We start from the raw sequence: 18,198 nt of genomic DNA on the forward strand, positions 1-18,198 counted from the left end.
GTATATTATAAAAAAGTACTTGTTTGTTTTGTAAAATAAATGGCTTATGATAAAATATATTTATGATTACATATTAAATAGAGAGAGAGTATTATGGATTTAAAACAATTAGAGACATTCATTACTGTTGTTGAATGGGATAGTTTTTCAGAAGCGGCGAAAAGGTTGTATTTGACGCAGCCCACTATCAGTACGCATATCAAACAAATCGAGAATGAACTAAATACTGAGTTACTAAAAAGAACAACAAAAAAATTAGAGCTAACTCCTGAAGGAAGAGAATTTTACAACTATGCGAAATCAATTTCGAGGATTATGCAGAGTATGGAGGATTCTTTTTCCAAGAAAAATCTCACAACTTTTAACATCGGAGCAAGTTCTGTGCCAGCGACATACATTCTTCCTTCTCTTCTATCGAAATACCACAAAACCCACATCAAAACACTCGTCAATATCATTCAATCTGATAGTTTGTCGACGATTGACGGAGTCATCAACGGCTCAATCAACCTTGGGATTGTCGGTATGACTACGATGGATAAGGAATTGACGTTCGAGAAAGTTTTAAGCGACAAGCTCGTTATTGTAACTCCATACAACGATTACTACAAAACTTTGAAACTCAACAACGTAAAAATAGGCTCCATCTTGAAGGAGCCGATAATTTTTCGTGAACAGGGCTCTGGAACATTGAAAGAATCCATGAAGATGATTGACGCTCTTGGAATTAGCAAAAATTCCCTCAACTTAATCGGAACTGCAAACAGCACCGAAACTCTGAAACAGTGTATCAGAAATGGAATGGGAATTTCTATTATGAGTAAGCTTTCTGTCGATGAAGAAGTCAGAAACAACGAACTCATTTCTTTTAAAATAGACGACTTTGAATCTGTGAGACACTTCTATCTCGTTTATCGTTCGAACACTTTGCTGTCTGAACCTGTGACGGATTTTGTTAAATTTGCAAAAAAATATTTGGAAAATAATTTCTAACAAAAAAACCGCAGTAAGCTATTGACTTGCTGCGGTTTTGTGATTTCAAAAATTCTACAAATTCTGTTTTATATTTTTTTGTTTTTCTTTTCTGTCGATAATTTTGGCGAATATTAAGCTTACAACTGTAAGTAAAACCACCAAGAAAATCGCCTGATAAAATTCCTTCGAGCCGACGTTCAACACTTTGTCTCCCAAATTCAAATACACCAAAGTGCCTGGAATTATTCCTAAAAACGACGCAATCATATATTTTGACATGCTTATATTTGTGAGCCCAAACCCGTAATTTATCAAATTGTACGGTATTAGTGGAATCAATCTGCAAATAAACAGAAGCGTGAACAATTTTGAGTCCGGTGCGTTCAGTATTCTGTCACGATTTTTCTCGGAGAATTTTTTGTTAATCATCTTCACAACGTAATCGTGTCCGATTTGGCGACTCATTATGAACATAACAAAGCAATTCATACTCGCTCCAATTATAGTGTAGATACTTCCTTTCACAAGTCCGAAGCTCACTCCGCCAATCAACGCCAACGCTGGTACGGGGAAAAATCCTATCGGCAAAATCGTGAACAACAAAATGTAAACAACCGCTCCCCAAGGGCCTGACTTTGCTACTACATTTCTGATTGAATCGTACGGAACGAACACCATCAATCCAATTGTCAACGCCACCAATAAAATTATCAAAAAAATCTTCTTAAACTTTTCCATTTGTCACCTACTTATTATATTTGAATTTATTTTATCCTACAAATTTATGATTTGCAAATAAATTAAAAAATGCACACAACTTTCGCCGTGTGCATTTCATTTTAAACTTTCAGCTCAACAGAGTATTTCGTGTCGTATTTTGAAATAACTGGTTTGACATCTTCTTCGATAAATTCAACAACTTGTTCTGGGCATCTTCCGATGTAGAGTTTGCCGTCTAAAAGTGAATTCAAATCGTCTTTGTTTAGATTAAACGCTTCATCTTTTTCCAACAACTCCAATAAATTGTTGTCTAGTCCTTCTTCTTTTACTCGTCTACCTGCGACCATAGAATATTCTCTGATTTTTTCGTGAAGTTCCTGTCTGTCGCCACCGCGTTTTACAGCTTCCATCAATATATTTTCCGTCGCCATAAATGGCAATTCTTCATTGACGTGAGCTTTGATTTGGTTTTCGTAGACTACAAGTCCATCAGTCACATTGATTGCAATGTCCAAAATGCTGTCAATCGCCATAAAACTCTCCGGAACGCTCAATCTTTTGTTCGCAGAATCGTCCAGCGTCCTTTCGAGCCATTGAGTGCTCGCCACAAATTGTGGGTTTTGCACCAAACTCATAACGTATTTTGCAAGCGATGAAATTCTTTCACATCTCATTGGATTTCTCTTGTAAGCCATAGCCGATGAACCGACTTGTGTTTTTTCGAATGGTTCTTCCAATTCTTTTCTGTTTTGCAAAAGTCGGATGTCGTTTGTCATTTTGTGGGCTGATTGTGCTATCGATGATAGAGCTTGAAGAACGTGGTAGTCGATTTTTCTCGTGTAAGTCTGTCCACTGACACTTACCGCCTTTTCAAATCCCATTTCTTTTACGATTTTCTTCTCCAATTCTTTTACTTTGGCGTGGTCGTTGTCGAAAAGTTTCAAAAACGACGCTTGTGTTCCAGTCGTTCCCTTTACGCCTCTCAATTTCAAATTTTCTTTTCTGTAGATGACCTCTTCCAAATCCATAAGAAAATCCTGAATCCACAACGTAGCACGCTTACCAACAGTTACCAATTGCGCCGGTTGGTAGTGAGTGTAGCCAAGTGTTGGCAAATCTTTGTATTTAATCGCAAAATCCGACAAGTGTTTTATCAAAATCGCCAACTTTTTCTCTACGATTTCGAGTGCATTTCTCATCACTATGATGTCAGTGTTGTCAGTTACATAGCAGCTTGTCGCTCCCAAGTGGATAATTCCAGCTGCGTTCGGACACACTTCGCCGTATGTTTTGACGTGAGCCATTACATCGTGGCGAAGAATTTTTTCGTATTCAGCAGCCTTGTCGAAGTCGATGTCTGAAATGTGTGATTGCAATTCTTCTATTTGTTCGTCTGTAATATTAAGTCCCAATTCTTTTTCCGATTTTGCAAGTGCCAGCCACAATTTTCTGAAAGTTTCAAATTTCACTTGCGAACTGAAGTTGTGGCTCATTTCAAAACTTGTGTATCTCGTGTTCAATGGGCTTTGGTAAATATCGTTGTTCATTATTTCTCCTTGAAGTATTCTACTGCGTTTCTAAAAATATTTTGCTTGTCGATGTCGTAAATATTTTTGTACAAATCGTCTGCGATTCTTTCAGTGTGACACATTCTTCCAAGAATTTTTCCGTCAGAGGACAAAATCCCCTCGATATTGAAGTCAGAGCCGTTCGGAGATATCTTGTACGCCGAGAAAACTTGCTCGTTGTCCAAAAGTTCTTGGAGTTTGTCTTCCTTGATTACAAATCTTCCCTCTCCGTGTGAAATCGGCATTCTGTACGTCTTGTTCAAATCAATTCCATTTGTCCATGGGCTGTTATCAGTCAAACAAATCGTGTCGACAAATGTCGCGATGTGTCTTCTGTTTGTGTTGAATGTCAAGTTCGGGTCGTCTTGTCGTGGCGATGTAACTTTTCCGTAAGGAAGAAGTCCCGTCTTCACCAACGCTTGGAATCCGTTACAAATTCCTAAAACCAATCCGTCGTTTTCGTTCAACAAATAATCTATCGCACTACTTATTTTCTCATTTCTCAGGATATTTGCCAAGAACTTTGCCGAGCCATCAGGTTCATCTCCAAGTGAAAAACCTCCAGGAATGGCAAATATTTGCGCTTTTCTGATTTTTTCTGCCAAAACATCGATAGAATTTAATATATCTTCTTGGCTTCTGTTTTTGAACAGAACAATCTCGCCTTCTGCTCCATTTTCTTTGAACGCGTTCAACGTATCCCATTCGCAGTTTGTTCCAGGAGCAGCCAAGATTACAACGCGAGGAGTATCAGTTGGTTTCTTGGATTTCATTCTGCGTCTTTCGATTTTTTTGTTTTCGATTGGTTTGTATTCTATTTTTTCTTTCGGTGTGAATACTTTATTTAAAACTTGAGTGTAGCCCTCTAGTAATTTTTCTGAATCCAATTTAACGTCGTTAACGATAATTTCGTCTGCAAAATCACCGATGTGTTCGATATTTTCGTCGTCGTCAATGTATTCAACAGCGAAACTTCCGTACATTGGGTTGTACAAATTGTCGAATTTGATATCAAATCCTGTGTTTCCCACAGATTGTTCGAAAATATTCGCCAACAATCCTTTTTTGTCCAAGGCAATCGCAGAAATTATATTTTTCTTTCTGATTTGTTCCGTGATAAAATCGAAATTTTCTTCCAATTTTTCGAGATTCAACGTTCCGTCTTCTTCGTAAGGAGTTCTCACAAGACCGATTTTGCCTTTACCTTTCAAATCATTTGTAATGATGTTGTCCACATCTTCATACGTCACCGCAAATGAAATCATCGTTGGAGGAACTGTGATGTCTTCGAAATTCCCACTCATACTGTCTTTTCCACCGATTGGCATCGCTTTGAAATATTTGGAAACAGTGAATGCTCCGAGTAATGCCTTCAATGGTTTGGACCAGATTTTTTTGTCGAGCATTTTTTCGTAGTACTCTTGGAATGTCAATCTTATCAAGTTTTTGTCAGAACCCAAAGCGATTAATTTGCTGATTGATTCTACAACTGCATAGTATCCTCCCAAGTATTGGGATTGCGCGGACAAATCAGCGTCAAATCCGTAGCTCATCATAGATACGGTTTTCATAATTCCGTCCATCGTAGGAATTTTTGCAACCATAGCCTGCGAAGGATTCAATTGCAATTTGCCACCCATTGGATTGATGACCGTGTTTCTTCCGATTGTGGAATCAAACATTTCTATCAAATCTCTCTTGGATGTTATGTTAAGTTCACCAACTTTGTCGTAGAATTTGTTCGCATCGGAGCATTTTCCCGTCAAAATTTCCGGAACATCTTCTGATACAACTTCAACTTCAGCGTTTCTGTCTGAACCATTCGTGTTGATGAAATCGTAGCTTATATCTGCAATCAAATCATTATCGTAGAACATTCTCATTCTGTTGGTGTCCGTGATGTCTGCTACGACAGTTGTTTCGATGTTTTCTGCGTCTGCGTATTTTACAAATTCTTCCAAATCCTTCTTGGCGATGACGCACGCCATTCTCTCTTGCGATTCGCTGATGGCGATTTCAAATGGTTTTAGTCCCTTGTATTTCAATGGAACTCTGTCCAAATAAATGTCCACTCCGTCGTGAAGCTCGCCAATCGCAACGCTCACTCCACCTGCTCCGAAGTCGTTACATTTTTTTATCAAACTTGCAAGCTCAGGAATCCTAAAAAGTCTTTGAATTTTTCTTTCTTCAGGTGCGTTTCCTTTTTGAACTTGTGCGGATTCCGTTTTAATGCTTGTAACTTTGTGGCTCTTTGATGAACCAGTCGCTCCACCAATTCCATCACGTCCAGTTCTTCCGCCGAGTAAGATTACGATGTCGCCTTTTTCGGGCTCAATTCTCTTGACATTTTCAATTGGCGCTGCCGCCATCACAGCACCGCACTCCAATCTCTTGGCAACATATCCGTCGTGGTAGATTTCATCTACAAATCCAGTCGCCAATCCGATTTGATTTCCATAAGAAGAATATCCCTTCGCAGCTTCTTGCGTGATTTTTATTTGAGGAAGTTTGCCCTCCATCGTGTCTTCTAATGAAGTAAGAGGATTGCCCGCTCCCGTTATTCTCATAGCTTGATAGACGAATGCTCTACCGCTTAATGGGTCTCTGATCGCTCCTCCCAAACAAGTGCTAGCTCCACCGAATGGCTCGATTTCTGTTGGGTGATTGTGTGTTTCGTTTTTGAACATCAACAAATAATCTCTCATCTCAAAGGCGCCGCCAACTTCTACTCTAACTTTTATTTTCACAGAACAAGCGTTGATTTCCGATGAAACTTCCAAATCCTCAAACTCGTCTTTGCTTCTCATGTATTTTGACAAAATCGTCCCGAAACTCATAAGGTTGATTGGTTTTTCGATTTTCAATTCTTCTCTTACTTTCAAATACTCGTCGAAACTTTTTCTAACAGCTTCATCGAGTTTGGTTTTACAATCAAAGTCAATGTCCAAGAACGTGTTGAACGTTGTGTGTCTACAGTGGTCAGACCAGTAAGTATCCAAAATCTTGATTTCCGTCTCGTTTGGATTTCTGTCTTCTGATTTGAAATAATCTCTAATGCACTTCAAATCCTCGTCATTCATCGCAAGTGAATTTTCTTCGACGAACTTTTGAAGCTCATCATCCTTCATATCTGTGAAACCATCGTACGTTAAGTTTTCCAAATTCTTCGGATTTTCTTGTTTCAACGTAGTAGGAATGCCCAACAAACTCACTCTGTGGCTGTCTACTGGATTTACCAAATATTTTTCGATTTTTTCCAAATCGTCTTTCTTTGCACCTTCGATTTCGTAAACAGTCGAAGTCTTGCAGTCAAATTCACAATCCAAAATCAAGCTAACCGTGTCAAGCACGCCTTGTTTTCTCTGGTCAAATTGTCCCGGCAAATACTCCACAGCGATTGCGTTTTTCATATCTGCTTGTAACTTCAACGCATCTTCACCGTAGAACACATCGTCCACGGATTTTTCGCAGAGAACCGTGTCGACGATTTTTTTCAAATTATCATCACTGATTTCAACATCGTATCTCTTGTATATTACAAATTTGTCCAACGAAATTCCAAGTAAGTTTTCAATTTGCTTTTTCTTTTCCTTAGATTCATAATCGTACTCGTCCTTTTTTCTGACATAAACTCTCTTAACTCTTGGCCCTATATCAGTTCTGTGATACATATTCTTAAAATCCACCTTTTCTATATCTTCATAACAAGCTTTAATCGCATCATCAAAATTCTTCTTAGAATTTACAATATTTAACACACGGCCGCCGTTTGTAACTATTTTCCCGTCGACTTTTTTCGTTCCCGCATGGAACACAACGCTGTCCATATCAGAAATTTTAATCTCATCATTCTTGTCGTATTTTCCGGGATATCCACCGGCACTCAAAATGACACACAACGCCTTGTTGTCATTTATTTTCAAATCGACATCGGATAATTTTCCTTCACTCGTTTTCATCATTATGTCCAACAAATCATTGTCGACAAGTTCGAGCACAACTTGTGTCTCTGGGTCTCCGAATCTAGCATTAAATTCCAAAACATAAATTCCATCGTCTGTTATCATAAAACCGATGAACAATAATCCTCTGAAATCAATGTTTTCCGCTTTTAATCCCGTTAGAATTTTATCCAAAACGCTGTCTTTGATTTTATCCACAAAAACTTCCGCTTCGACATTCGGAGCGTAAGTTCCCATACCGCCCGTGTTTGCTCCAGTCTCTCTTTCGAAAATCTTCTTGTGGTCCTTCGCAGTCGGAAGTGGAAGAATCGTATTGGAATCTGTGAAACAAAGCAAGCTCATTTCAAATCCATCCAAGAATTGCTCGATGACAAGCATCTTGTCCATCTCCAACACTTCTTTTATGATTTTTTTCAAATCATCTACATTGTCTACGATAAAAACGCCCTTTCCAGCTGCTAGTCCATCTCTTTTTACGACAACTTTTCCATTTTCTTCCAACAGTTTATCTGCAAAATCAAACGCTTCATCAAAATCTTTGCTTTCCAAATACTTCGCTGTTTTGATGTCGTATTTTTCCAAGAATTTTTTCGTGAATGACTTTGAATTTTCAAATTCCGCAGCTTCTTTTACAGGTCCAAATATTTTAAGACCATTTTCTTCGAACAAATCTGAAATCCCATCACACAATGGATTTTCTGGACCAACAACTGTGAAATCAATTTTATTTTTCTTCGCAAATTCAAAAAGACCATTTAAATCGTCAGCTTGAATATCCACGTTTACTCCGATACTTTCTGTTCCAGCGTTGCCCGGAGCGAAGAAAATTTTTCTGTTCTCATCAAAAGATTTTATCTTTCGTCCCAGTGCAAACTCTCTGCCCCCAGAACCTACAACTAAAATTTTCATAAAACCTCCCCATTAATGTTTGAAATGTCTGTTTTTCGTGAACACCATACTGATTTTATACTCATTGCATTTGTCGATGGAATCTTGGTCTTTGATGCTTCCACCCGGTTGAATGATGGCTTTGACTCCCAATTTGTGTGCAAATTCCACGCAGTCTGAAAATGGGAAGAACGCATCCGATGCCAATACGGCTCCTGTAAAATCGACGTCTGGATGATTGTTGGCGATGTTTTCCAACGCCCAAATCCTAGATGTTTGTCCTCCACCAATTCCCAATGTTTGAGAATTTTTTGCAAGTACAATTGCATTTGATTTTGTGAATTTAACCACCTTCATAGCAAATTCCAAATCCTTTTTGTCATTCTCGCTTGGCTTTTCATCTGTAACGATGTTGTACTCGTCGACTCCGAAATCCTTGTCTTGGATTAAAACTTTTCCGTTCAAATATTTTATGTCTTCTTTTACCGAGTCGTTGTCGAATTTTATCTTAACAAGTCTGATGTTTTTCTTTTTAGTCAAAATTTCAAGCGCTTTTTCGTCGAAATCTTTCGCAGCGATAATTTCCAAGAAAATTTGACTCATTTCTTCTGCGCATTTTTCATCTACAACTCCATTGATGGCGATAATTCCACCGAAAATCGAAGTTGAATCTGCGAGGTAGGCCTTGTGATAGGCTTCTGAAACGCTGTTGGCAATGGCAACTCCGCAAGGAGATTGGTGCTTCAATGCGACACAAGAATTTTCTCCCAATTCGTCTGCCAATTCCACCGCGACGTTCAAATCGTTGTAATTGTTAAAGCTCATCGCTTTTCCGTGAATAACTTCGCAGTCTGTCAATTTGCCTTTTACAAATGGGTCTGTGTACAAATTTGCACTTTGGTGAGAATTTTCGCCGTATCTAAGTTCGTCTTCTTTTTTGAAGCCAAAAGTTCTGTACTCGCTGTGCTCACCAACTTTTTGTTGAAAATATCTGGAAATTATAGAATCGTAAAAAGCCGTCAAGCTAAAAGCCTTCATCGCCAATTTTTCTCGGTAAGCTAAGTCCACGTTGTCGTTTTTCAATCTGTCGATAAGTTCGTCGTAATCTTCTGGGTCTGTCACAACCAAGACGTCCTTGTAGTTTTTCGCCGCACTTCTAATCAAAGTCGGCCCACCTATGTCGATGTTTTCTACGATGTTGTCGTGGTCTTTCGTCTTCAACGCATTTTGGAAATCGTACAAATTAACCACAACGATGTCGATTGGTTTTATATTTAATTCTTCAACTGTTTTCTTGTGTTGGTCATTGTCTCTCTTGTACAAAATTGCCCCGTGAACGTACGGCGACAAAGTCTTCACTCTACCTTGCAAAATCTCTGGGAAATTCGTGACTTTTGATATGTCCGTTACATTTACGCCCGATTTTTCGATTTCCTTGTAAGTGCCACCTGTCGATATTATTTCATATCCCAAGTCTTGTAGGCTTTTCGCCAATTTTCCGACATTTGTCTTATCAGTAAGTGAAATTAACGCTCGCATGAACTCTCCTCCAATTTTTTAACGGCATCTTTCAAAATGCCATGTTCTATTTTCAAAACCTTCTTCGCTATCTCGTCTGGATTTTTGCAATCGGAAATATCCACAGTCCTCTGAAGTAAAATATCTCCATCGTCCAATTTTTCATTCACGAAATGCACAGTAGCACCGCTGATTTTTTCCCCATTGGCAAAAACTTTTTCGTGAACGTGGATTCCATAACAGCCCTTGCCTCCGAATTTTGGAAGCAATGATGGATGGATATTTACAATTGTAAACTCATTTATAATTCTCTTTGAAATTTTAGGCAAGAAACCTGCCAACACTATCAAATTTACGTTTTTTCTTTTTAAATAATCAATAATTTCTTCGTCGTTTGTGGACACAAAAGTATCCACGTTAAAATTCTTCGCAAATTCTAATCCCGCTGCGTTTTTGTTGCTCACAACGCAGACAATATCGCTTTTGAAATAATTTTCTCTTTTCGCATCCAACAATGCCTTCAAATTTGTACCCGTACCTGAAATAAATACCGCTATTTTCATAATTCACCTATATCAAAATCGGATCGACCGGATAATCTCCATCGAAGCACGCTTTGCAGAACTTGTCATTTTGGTCTTTGCTCGAATTAATCATTCCCTGCATCGATATAAACGCCAAGCTGTCTGCCCCGATTTTTTCTCGGATGGCTTCGATATCCATATTCGCCGCAATCAAATGCTTTCTCGACGGCGTATCAATTCCATAATAACAAGGAAATTTCACAGGTGGCGATGTGATTCTCATATGAACTTCGCTCGCTCCTGCTTCTCTTATTCTCTGAATCAAATTGGCACTCGTCGTCCCTCTCACGATTGAATCGTCAATGAGGACAATCCTCTTGCCCTTCAAAACGTGACGTAAAGGATTTAATTTTAATTTTACAGCCATCTCTCTTTCTTCCTGCGTCGGTTTGATGAAAGTTCTTCCCATATATCTGTTCTTGACCAATCCTTGTGCATAAGGAATGCCGGCTTTTTGCGAGTAACCAATCGCCGATGGAATGCCGGAATCTGGAACTGGAACTACCAAATCGACATCGCATGGGGATTCTTGTGACAAATACTCTCCGCATCTTCTTCTGAAATTGTACGCATTCGTTCCGTCAAGCGTCGCGTCTTCTCGTGCGAAATAAACATACTCGAAGAAACAATGACAAGTGTTTTTTTCATCAGAATACATCTGTGAATTTATTCCATTCTTGTCGACTACGATAATTTCTCCCGGTTTTACATCTCTAATCGTGGAATCGCCGATGATTTCTATCGCTGCGTTTTCCGATGCAAACACAACATCTTCGTCATTAACTCCCATAACGAGTGGACGAATGCCCATCGGGTCACGAAATGCGACAAGCTTATCTTTCAAGCACAACACGATTGCATAAGCGCCTTTGATTAACTTCATAGTTTTTTTGATAGCCTCTACGATATCTCCTTTGTAATATCTCGCAATCAAAAACAAAATAACTTCGCTGTCAATCGCAGTTTGAAACATAACACCATCTTCTTCAAGTCTCGTCCTTAAAATTTGATGATTGATTAGATTTCCATTATGTGCCAAACTCATCTCAATCCCCTTCGCAAAGGCCATCAAAGGTTGCGTGTTGTAATCGTGAGAGCCCCCAGCTGTAGAATATCTGACATGGCCGATTCCAATTTTGCCGACAAGATTATTCAAATTTTCTTCCTTGATGACATCGATGACAAGACCCATACCTTTTTCTCTATGTAGATTCTCACCATTGCTGACGGTGATACCGCACGATTCCTGTCCACGGTGTTGCAAGGAGTTAAGTCCGAAGAATAATTTTTTATTAACTTCGGACTTAGAATATATTCCTATAACTCCGCACATCCTAGCCTCTCATTCTGTTGAGAACTTCTTTGTAACCTTCAGTCAAATCTCCCAAATCTCTTCTGAAAATATCCTTGTCTAATTTTTTGTTAGTGTCTTTATCCCACAATCTGCAAGTGTCAGGGCTTATTTCGTCAGCTAGTAAAATTTGTCCGTCATCAGTTTTTCCAAATTCTATTTTGAAATCAACTAATTTCAAATTTATTTTCAAGAAAAATTCCTTCAATAATTCGTTAATCTTCAAAGTTTCATTTCTCAAATAGTCGTATTCGTCTTTTGTGATAAGTCCCAATGCGATTGCGTGGTCTTCGCACATCAATGGGTCACCCAAATCATCGTTTTTGTATGACAATTCGAAAGTTGGTTGTTTTAAAACTCTTCCTTCTTCAACTGCGTATCTCTTCGCAAAAGAACCGGCAGTGATGTTTCTCACGATAACTTCAAGAGGCATAATAGTAACTTTTTTAACTCTCATATCTGTTTTGTTGATTGTTTCGATGTAATGAGTTTTGATGCCGTTTTTTTCAAGCATTTCAAAAATCATAGTAGTAATTGCCAAATTAAGTTCGCCCTTGCCTGCTATTGTAGCTTTTTTTTCTCCATTTCCTGCAGTTGCATCGTCCTTGTATCTGATGATATATTCATCAGCCTTTTCTGTTGAATAAACTTCCTTTGCCTTACCTTCGTATAATTTTTCCATAATACCCTCCTAAAATAAAAAAATAGAGAACTCCAGATAGAATTCTCCTAATTTTTTTGACAAATATACACTTGTTGTAGGACGCAAAAACGGCATTTCAATTTGCCCCTCAATTTGTTGATAAGGCTCAAATCGTGATTAGTAAATCTCAAATCAAAAATCTTTTTTTTGAAATTTATTAAATAATAATAAAAGCTCATCATTTTGCCCCCACTAAAATAATTTACAATATATTATATCACAGGCAATTGTAATTTGCACTATGATTTTTAAAAAACAAAAATATTTTTCAAATCGATTTTGTTCCAAATTTAAACATCAAAAAACGGATTTGATTGCTCAAATCCGTTTTCATATTAATTGTCACTTCTTGCGAATCCGTTTTTCATTTCCAAACTTGCTTGGAACAATACGTCGTGAAGCAATTTGTCTGTTTTTTCTTTCAAGAAATCTGCCATTTCTTGGTTTGCTTTTGCAAGTAATTCGTGAGCGTTAGCTGAATTTTTGGCAAATTCTGCGTCGTATTTGTTGATAATCTCGTTGGATTTAGATTGAACGCAGTCTTGATATCTTTCGATGAAGATTGCTGTTTTGTTGAAATGTGCATCGCAAAGTGCTGCTATGATTCTGTTAGCCCAGTAGAAGTTTTCTGATGTAGCCTTTACTACTTGGTCACCTACATAGCTTGGAGTTGTTTCTACGTTTGCATAAAAGGCAACTGCTGCGTTGAATGCGTTGCTTCCAAATGATAGCCATTGAATTGCTCTGATTTCTTCCGGAGCGTAAGGTCTGATTTGTGTGAAATGTGTTACATTGTCACGGCTAATTCCAAGTGGACGATACATTCCGCGATAATTTGGGTCGCCGTGTTTTGCGTAACAATCGTAAGGTGTTCCTTCGTAGTGGCTGGACAATATTGTCTTCATATCTTCGATTGTGATTTTTCTTTCTGGAACCATTGCCCATGGCAAATCGTCAGATTCCGGTGTGAACTCAGCGTCGATTCCATCCCAGATCAATGAGTTAGGATTGAAATATCTAAGCATAATCCACGCTCTTGGTGTGTTGTATGTGTGGTCAGAGTGGTCGTGTGAACCGTAAGCCAATCTTGGATTTACAAAATCTTCTTGGTCTAAGAATAGGTGGTGTTTTTCTGACCATTCTTTCAAATCTTTTGAGCACATAAATTCTTTTTGTTCGCCGTAAGCATCTTCAAAATCAAAATAATCTATTCCCAATTGGTTTGGCATTACAACGTATGCGTCATCTGGAATTTTTCTCGCCATCCAATGATGTCCGCCGATTGTTTCCAACCACCAAATTTCATTTACATCTTGAAATGCGATTCCGTTTGACTCGTAAGTTCCGTGTTCTTCCAATAATTTTCCCAATCTCTCAACGCCTTCGCGTGCAGAATTGATGTAAGGTAGAACGACTGTTACAAAGTCTTCTTCGCCAAGTCCACCGTGTTTTTCTTCTTTTGTTGGGTATTGAACAAGTGGGTCTGCCCCTTGAACTCTGGCGTTTGTTGTTATTGTTTCAGTCGCACTCATCGAAATATTTTTTTCGTTGACTCCTGAAGCTGCCCAATCTCCTTCTGACTTGTCAGAGTTAGGAAGTGCTGTATATCTCATAGGATTGTCAGGCAATTTTACTTTGCATCCCGACAAAACCGATTCATAATCTCTTGGTTGTTCTTCTGGCTTTACAACGATAAATCTCTTCGCTGTAAAAATTCCTGATGGAGAATCTTCGCTTCTCGAAATTATTGTAGAGCCATCGAAACTCGCATCTTTACCGACTAATAATGTAGTACATGCCATACTTTATTCCTCCTTTTTATTTGGGATACTTGTGTAATATCCAATATCATTATACCCCTTTTTTATGAGCTTAACACAATTTAATTTTATTTATTTTCGAAAAACTCCCCATATAAATGGAGAGTTCGCCGTTAATTATTCCTCACGAAGTGCATTTATCGTGTCATCTGTCAACACTTTCAGTTTTTCAACGTAATTTGCGTCGTGATTTTTTTTTGGTATTAAAATTATTCTGTCATTTTCAAAAACACATTCAAACTTATCATTTGGTTTCAAATCGTATTTTCTCATAATTATATCGGGGATTATTATTTTGTTTTCATTTTCTATTTTAAAATTCATAAATCTCGCCCTTCTCAATCAAATATTATGCAAAATCATTGTAACAAAAATTTATGAAATTTTAAAGTCTTCTAAGATTTTCTGACTGTTTGTTTTTTAATTTTTGAGTAAATAACGAATACTATCATTCCGATTACTGCGTTTACAACAATCGCTCCACCAGGTTTTATATCGAATTGATATGATTGAACTATTCCCAACATCATATACAAAATTCCCAAAATTATCGTGATGATGTATGTTTTTTTGTAGCTTTTTGCAATTATCAAAGATGTCGCAACGGGTAGAACGATAAGCGATGTCACCATCAACGCTCCGACTATTTTAACCGCAAGTGCGATTGTGATTGCCGACAAAAATGTAAACACCGCATTGATTCTCTCGACTTTTACTCCCGCAAGTCGTGCAATGTTTTTGTCGATTGATATCGCGAGAAGCCCCGAATATTGTGTGATCGATACTAAAAGTATTAGAACAAAAATCACCGAAATATTTAGCACATCCATATTTGTGACGGAGGAAATACTTCCGAAGAGATACGATTCAAACGAATTTCCGCCCGGTGCGAAATCCGACAATATCGCAGCGATGCCAAGTCCTGTACTCATTATTACAGCCGTCGCCATATCTCCGTATTGCGGGAATTTTTTTCTTATCAGCTCTATCAAAAACGCCGCTATCACGCACACAATTGCAGAGCCAATCAACGGGTCAAATCCCAGTATAAGTCCAAGGCCTACCCCACTCAAAGCCGTGTGTGAAAGTGCATCTCCAATCATCGAAGTTTTACGATTGACCATTATTATCCCAATCATCGGTATCATAATTGCCAACAAAAATCCTGCCACCAATGCCTTTCTCATAAATGCAAATTCTAGCATTTTGTAAGCCTCCCTTCTATCATTTCGTATTGTGTTCTGTCGATATTCATCGCTTCAATCTCTTTGATTTCATGAGTAACCATCACCACTGTGATGTTTTTTTCTTTGTTCAATTTGACAATTGTCTTGATAAATTTTTCTTTGTTTTCCTTGTCAACTCCGGCTGTTGGTTCGTCCAATATCAAAATTTTAGGCTCGTTAATCATCGCTCTCGCAATCATCGCTCTTTGTTGCAAACCTCCCGACAATTCATTGACAGGGCGATTGATGTATTCTTCCATTCCCAAATCTCGCATTATTTTTCTAGCTTTGTCGTAGTGAATTTTGCGAGGGATTTTTACAAATCCAAAATCCTCATACAAATTGAGAGTCACAAGTTCCAAGCAAGTTATTGGAAATGCAATTTTGTTGACAATATTTATTTGTGGCACATATCCAATATCTCTGTAACTTTTGTAGTCTTTTATGTTTTTGTCGAGAAGCTTAATTTCTCCATCGTTTGTTTTCAATTCTCCCAACATCAATTTTAGAAGAGTGGATTTCCCACTGCCATTTCCTCCCAAAATCAAAACCATTTCTCCGTATTTGATATCCAAGTTCAAATCCTTCAACACCAAATCCTCATTGTAGCCGAAGTTGAGGTTATTTATTGTAACTGCGTTCATTTACACACCTTTCTTCTTCATAGACTCATATAAATTTTTCAAATTCATTTCAATTAGTTCCATATATCCTTGGTGTTTGTCCGATTGCTCTTTTGTGACAAATTCCATCGAAGCCAACGGCTTTATCTGTCCTCCCAATTCTTCCGCCAAAGTCTTGGCTTCACGAGGTGGCTTTCCATATTCGTAAAAAACCGTGTCGATGTGTTTTGTCTTTGCAAAATCCACCGCTTTTCTAATCGTTTTAAGACTCGGACTTTCCATACTAGTCAGTCCCTCAAGTGGATATTGAGTAAGCCCAAAATCCCTGGCTATATATGCGTAAGCGTAATGTGTTACCAAAAAGCTTTTGTCTTCTAATTTGCTGAATTTTTCTTTGTATTGTGCGTCGAGGTCTGTCAATTTGTCGACGTATTTCAATTTGTTTTTGTGGTATAATTTTTTGTTTTCAGGATATTTTGCAATCAACTTGTCTTGGATTGCGTTCAAATATCTCTTAGCATTGACAACCGATAACCAAGAGTGTGGGTCGTATGTTATCTTGTCAAAACCTGATGATGAACCTTCCATCACCGATTTTAATTTGCCCTCATCTTCAAGCAATTTTCCGTTCGTATCTTGTAAATAATATGGAAGCAAATCTTCGCTTATTCTGTCGCTGACGAAAATCCACTTGCCATCGTCTTTGATGTTGTAGAAAACCTCTCCGGATTCATGTCCCATCTCGATTCCGTAAACTTTTCCTTCTTCCACATCAAAAGTGTTTTTTTGGTGAACTATCTCACCTTTTTGATTCATAATTTGCTTAGCCTTATTGACTAATGTTTTCGTGTCCTCGCCGTTATCTTTAAAAAACGCAACTCTCATTATATCTTCGTGCGTGTGTCCGAAATCAATTTTTCTCTTTCCTTTTGTCAAATCAAGCCTTGCCATATATTGGAAGTCTCCTCTAGCGGCTGCTCCCTTGTATGTTATAAGCTCGATTGAATCTGATAATTTTAAAATTTCCAAGTTGGGCAAATTCTCGTGAACTTTGTCCACCCAGTGCTCCATATTAGCTCCGTTTACAACCAACAAATCGGCGTCCGCTAATTTTTTCATATCCTTAGCTGAAGGCTCCCACAAATGTGGCTCCTTGTCGACGGGCATAAAAGTTTCAACGTCGCAAGTGTCTCCCGCTATCATCTTGACCATTTCATGCACCGGGAAAAACGAAGTGTAGATAACAGGTTTGCCGGAAGAATTTTTATTTTTCGAGCAACTTGCAAACAAAATCATACAAAAGACTAACAATAAACTCAGAAGTCTTTTTTTCATTTAACATCTCCTTTTCCACAACAAAAGGGCAGAAAACCCCTGCCCTTCGTCATTTTTATTTAACCTTATTCTTCAATCTCTCCGATAATTTGCTTATCAGTTGTATTTGGTTTTACGAATGTTGGGAACCATCCTTCTTTATTAAATAATTCTTCTTTGTCGTTGCCGTATCTCATGTGGAAGTGTGTCAATTCTTCTTCTCCGTGAATTGGCATCATCAACAACACTTTGTATTTTGCATTAGCATCAGTAGCTTCAAAAACATCCCATTCCAACATATGTGTACCGTGTTTTACAGCTTTCTTTTCTACATATTTGTATTCATTTTCAGCTAATTTTTCTCCGTTTTCAGATGGAATTTTGCTTGTAAACGTGATTTTGTTTCCTTCAATCTTCAAACCGTTAAATTCACATTCTCTTTTCTTGAGATAATCTTCTTTCGCTTTTTTCTCATCGACATTTTCCTTCTTCGCCAATGTTTTGAAAGCTCCTTGAACTTCTGGTTTTTCCAAATAACTTCCCATATTGTTCCATTCGCCGTTCCAATCGGACAAGCTTACTTCTTCTTTTTTCTCATCCGCTTTAGAATTATCATCCTTCTTCTCTTCTTGTTTTTGCTCTGTCTGTTTATTTTCTTCTTTTGGCGCATCTTTTTGTGCACCACAACCATTCAATAAAAGTGCCGCAGACATTACTCCAACCAAAGCCAACATTTTTATTTTATTCATACCATTACTCCTTAAATATATTTGCTAGAATGATATAAAAAGTTTTAAAAATCCCAATACAAAACTGAATGCATTCTTATTTTATTAATTTATTAACTTATCACAATATTTTTTTAATATTAAGCTAAAATTTTTATTCGATCGTAAATATGTAATAAGTTTTTGGAAATTAAAGAACTTATTTTATTGCAAATTAC

At 37.9% G+C, this 18,198-nt stretch carries 14 protein-coding genes; 1 reads left to right on the forward strand and 13 read right to left on the reverse strand.

Annotation, left to right across the window (positions count from 1 at the left end; all coding sequences use genetic code 11):
- Positions 1 to 93: 93 nt before the first annotated feature.
- Entirely contained in the window at positions 94 to 993 is a 900-nt protein-coding gene (locus Q0X02_RS03155; protein ID WP_297811423.1) for a selenium metabolism-associated LysR family transcriptional regulator, read from the forward strand.
- Positions 994 to 1,047: 54 nt separating this feature from the next.
- Here Q0X02_RS03155 and Q0X02_RS03160 read toward each other — a convergent pair whose 3' ends face one another.
- The 13 genes from Q0X02_RS03160 to Q0X02_RS03220 all read right to left on the reverse strand — a co-directional run bounded on the left by Q0X02_RS03160 (position 1,048) and on the right by Q0X02_RS03220 (position 18,001).
- On the reverse strand, positions 1,048 to 1,713 hold the full coding sequence (locus Q0X02_RS03160; protein ID WP_297811426.1) for a TVP38/TMEM64 family protein: 666 nt from the start codon (positions 1,711 to 1,713) through the stop codon (positions 1,048 to 1,050).
- 101 nt (positions 1,714 to 1,814) lie between these two features.
- The gene (gene purB, locus Q0X02_RS03165; RefSeq protein ID WP_297811429.1) at positions 1,815 to 3,242 is read right to left on the reverse strand and encodes an adenylosuccinate lyase; all 1,428 of its coding nucleotides are present in this window, start codon (positions 3,240 to 3,242) and stop codon (positions 1,815 to 1,817) included.
- The gene (locus Q0X02_RS03170; RefSeq protein ID WP_297811433.1) at positions 3,242 to 8,134 is read right to left on the reverse strand and encodes a phosphoribosylformylglycinamidine synthase; all 4,893 of its coding nucleotides are present in this window, start codon (positions 8,132 to 8,134) and stop codon (positions 3,242 to 3,244) included. The genes purB and Q0X02_RS03170 overlap by 1 nt, the downstream gene beginning before the upstream one ends.
- 12 nt (positions 8,135 to 8,146) lie before the next feature.
- A complete protein-coding gene (gene purH, locus Q0X02_RS03175) occupies positions 8,147 to 9,652 on the reverse strand; it encodes a bifunctional phosphoribosylaminoimidazolecarboxamide formyltransferase/IMP cyclohydrolase (protein ID WP_297811435.1) in 1,506 nt (501 codons plus the stop codon).
- Positions 9,640 to 10,194 carry a phosphoribosylglycinamide formyltransferase gene (gene purN / locus Q0X02_RS03180; protein WP_297811439.1) on the reverse strand — a complete coding sequence of 185 codons (555 nt, stop codon included), beginning with the start codon at positions 10,192 to 10,194 and terminating at the stop codon, positions 9,640 to 9,642. Before purN ends, purH begins: the two co-directional genes overlap by 13 nt.
- A 7-nt stretch (positions 10,195 to 10,201) precedes the next feature.
- Positions 10,202 to 11,548: an amidophosphoribosyltransferase gene (gene purF, locus Q0X02_RS03185; RefSeq protein ID WP_297811441.1), complete on the reverse strand. Its 1,347-nt coding sequence runs from the start codon at positions 11,546 to 11,548 to the stop codon at positions 10,202 to 10,204.
- A gap of 1 nt (position 11,549) precedes the next feature.
- Positions 11,550 to 12,248 carry a phosphoribosylaminoimidazolesuccinocarboxamide synthase gene (gene purC / locus Q0X02_RS03190; protein ID WP_297811443.1) on the reverse strand — a complete coding sequence of 233 codons (699 nt, stop codon included), beginning with the start codon at positions 12,246 to 12,248 and terminating at the stop codon, positions 11,550 to 11,552.
- A gap of 356 nt (positions 12,249 to 12,604) precedes the next feature.
- Positions 12,605 to 14,071, reverse strand: a complete 1,467-nt coding sequence (locus Q0X02_RS03195; protein ID WP_297811446.1) for a C69 family dipeptidase — start codon at positions 14,069 to 14,071, stop codon at positions 12,605 to 12,607.
- A gap of 135 nt (positions 14,072 to 14,206) precedes the next feature.
- Positions 14,207 to 14,413 (reverse strand): AbrB/MazE/SpoVT family DNA-binding domain-containing protein, encoded by a 207-nt coding sequence (locus Q0X02_RS03200; RefSeq protein ID WP_297811449.1) that lies wholly within the window; start codon positions 14,411 to 14,413, stop codon positions 14,207 to 14,209.
- Positions 14,414 to 14,484: 71 nt separating this feature from the next.
- A complete protein-coding gene (locus tag Q0X02_RS03205; protein ID WP_297811452.1) occupies positions 14,485 to 15,294 on the reverse strand; it encodes a metal ABC transporter permease in 810 nt (269 codons plus the stop codon).
- Positions 15,288 to 15,959, reverse strand: a complete 672-nt coding sequence (locus tag Q0X02_RS03210) for a metal ABC transporter ATP-binding protein (RefSeq protein ID WP_297811455.1) — start codon at positions 15,957 to 15,959, stop codon at positions 15,288 to 15,290. The genes Q0X02_RS03205 and Q0X02_RS03210 overlap by 7 nt, the downstream gene beginning before the upstream one ends.
- On the reverse strand, positions 15,960 to 17,273 hold the full coding sequence (locus Q0X02_RS03215) for a metal ABC transporter solute-binding protein, Zn/Mn family (RefSeq protein ID WP_297811458.1): 1,314 nt from the start codon (positions 17,271 to 17,273) through the stop codon (positions 15,960 to 15,962).
- 65 nt (positions 17,274 to 17,338) lie between these two features.
- Entirely contained in the window at positions 17,339 to 18,001 is a 663-nt protein-coding gene (locus Q0X02_RS03220) for a ZinT/AdcA family metal-binding protein (RefSeq protein ID WP_297811460.1), read from the reverse strand.
- Positions 18,002 to 18,198: the final 197 nt, after the last annotated feature.

The sequence above is a fragment of the uncultured Finegoldia sp. genome (assembly GCF_947252345.1).
In the GTDB taxonomy this organism is placed as follows: domain Bacteria; phylum Bacillota; class Clostridia; order Tissierellales; family Peptoniphilaceae; genus Finegoldia.

Coding starts and splice junctions, on each gene's coding strand:
- Q0X02_RS03155 (WP_297811423.1), top strand. CDS start 94: ATGGATTTAAAACAATTAGAGACATTCATTACTGTTGTTGAATGGGAT.
- Q0X02_RS03160 (WP_297811426.1), bottom strand. CDS start 1,713: ATGGAAAAGTTTAAGAAGATTTTTTTGATAATTTTATTGGTGGCGTTG.
- purB (WP_297811429.1), bottom strand. CDS start 3,242: ATGAACAACGATATTTACCAAAGCCCATTGAACACGAGATACACAAGT.
- Q0X02_RS03170 (WP_297811433.1), bottom strand. CDS start 8,134: ATGAAAATTTTAGTTGTAGGTTCTGGGGGCAGAGAGTTTGCACTGGGA.
- purH (WP_297811435.1), bottom strand. CDS start 9,652: ATGCGAGCGTTAATTTCACTTACTGATAAGACAAATGTCGGAAAATTG.
- purN (WP_297811439.1), bottom strand. CDS start 10,194: ATGAAAATAGCGGTATTTATTTCAGGTACGGGTACAAATTTGAAGGCA.
- purF (WP_297811441.1), bottom strand. CDS start 11,548: ATGTGCGGAGTTATAGGAATATATTCTAAGTCCGAAGTTAATAAAAAA.
- purC (WP_297811443.1), bottom strand. CDS start 12,248: ATGGAAAAATTATACGAAGGTAAGGCAAAGGAAGTTTATTCAACAGAA.
- Q0X02_RS03195 (WP_297811446.1), bottom strand. CDS start 14,071: ATGGCATGTACTACATTATTAGTCGGTAAAGATGCGAGTTTCGATGGC.
- Q0X02_RS03200 (WP_297811449.1), bottom strand. CDS start 14,413: ATGAATTTTAAAATAGAAAATGAAAACAAAATAATAATCCCCGATATA.
- Q0X02_RS03205 (WP_297811452.1), bottom strand. CDS start 15,294: ATGCTAGAATTTGCATTTATGAGAAAGGCATTGGTGGCAGGATTTTTG.
- Q0X02_RS03210 (WP_297811455.1), bottom strand. CDS start 15,959: ATGAACGCAGTTACAATAAATAACCTCAACTTCGGCTACAATGAGGAT.
- Q0X02_RS03215 (WP_297811458.1), bottom strand. CDS start 17,273: ATGAAAAAAAGACTTCTGAGTTTATTGTTAGTCTTTTGTATGATTTTG.
- Q0X02_RS03220 (WP_297811460.1), bottom strand. CDS start 18,001: ATGAATAAAATAAAAATGTTGGCTTTGGTTGGAGTAATGTCTGCGGCA.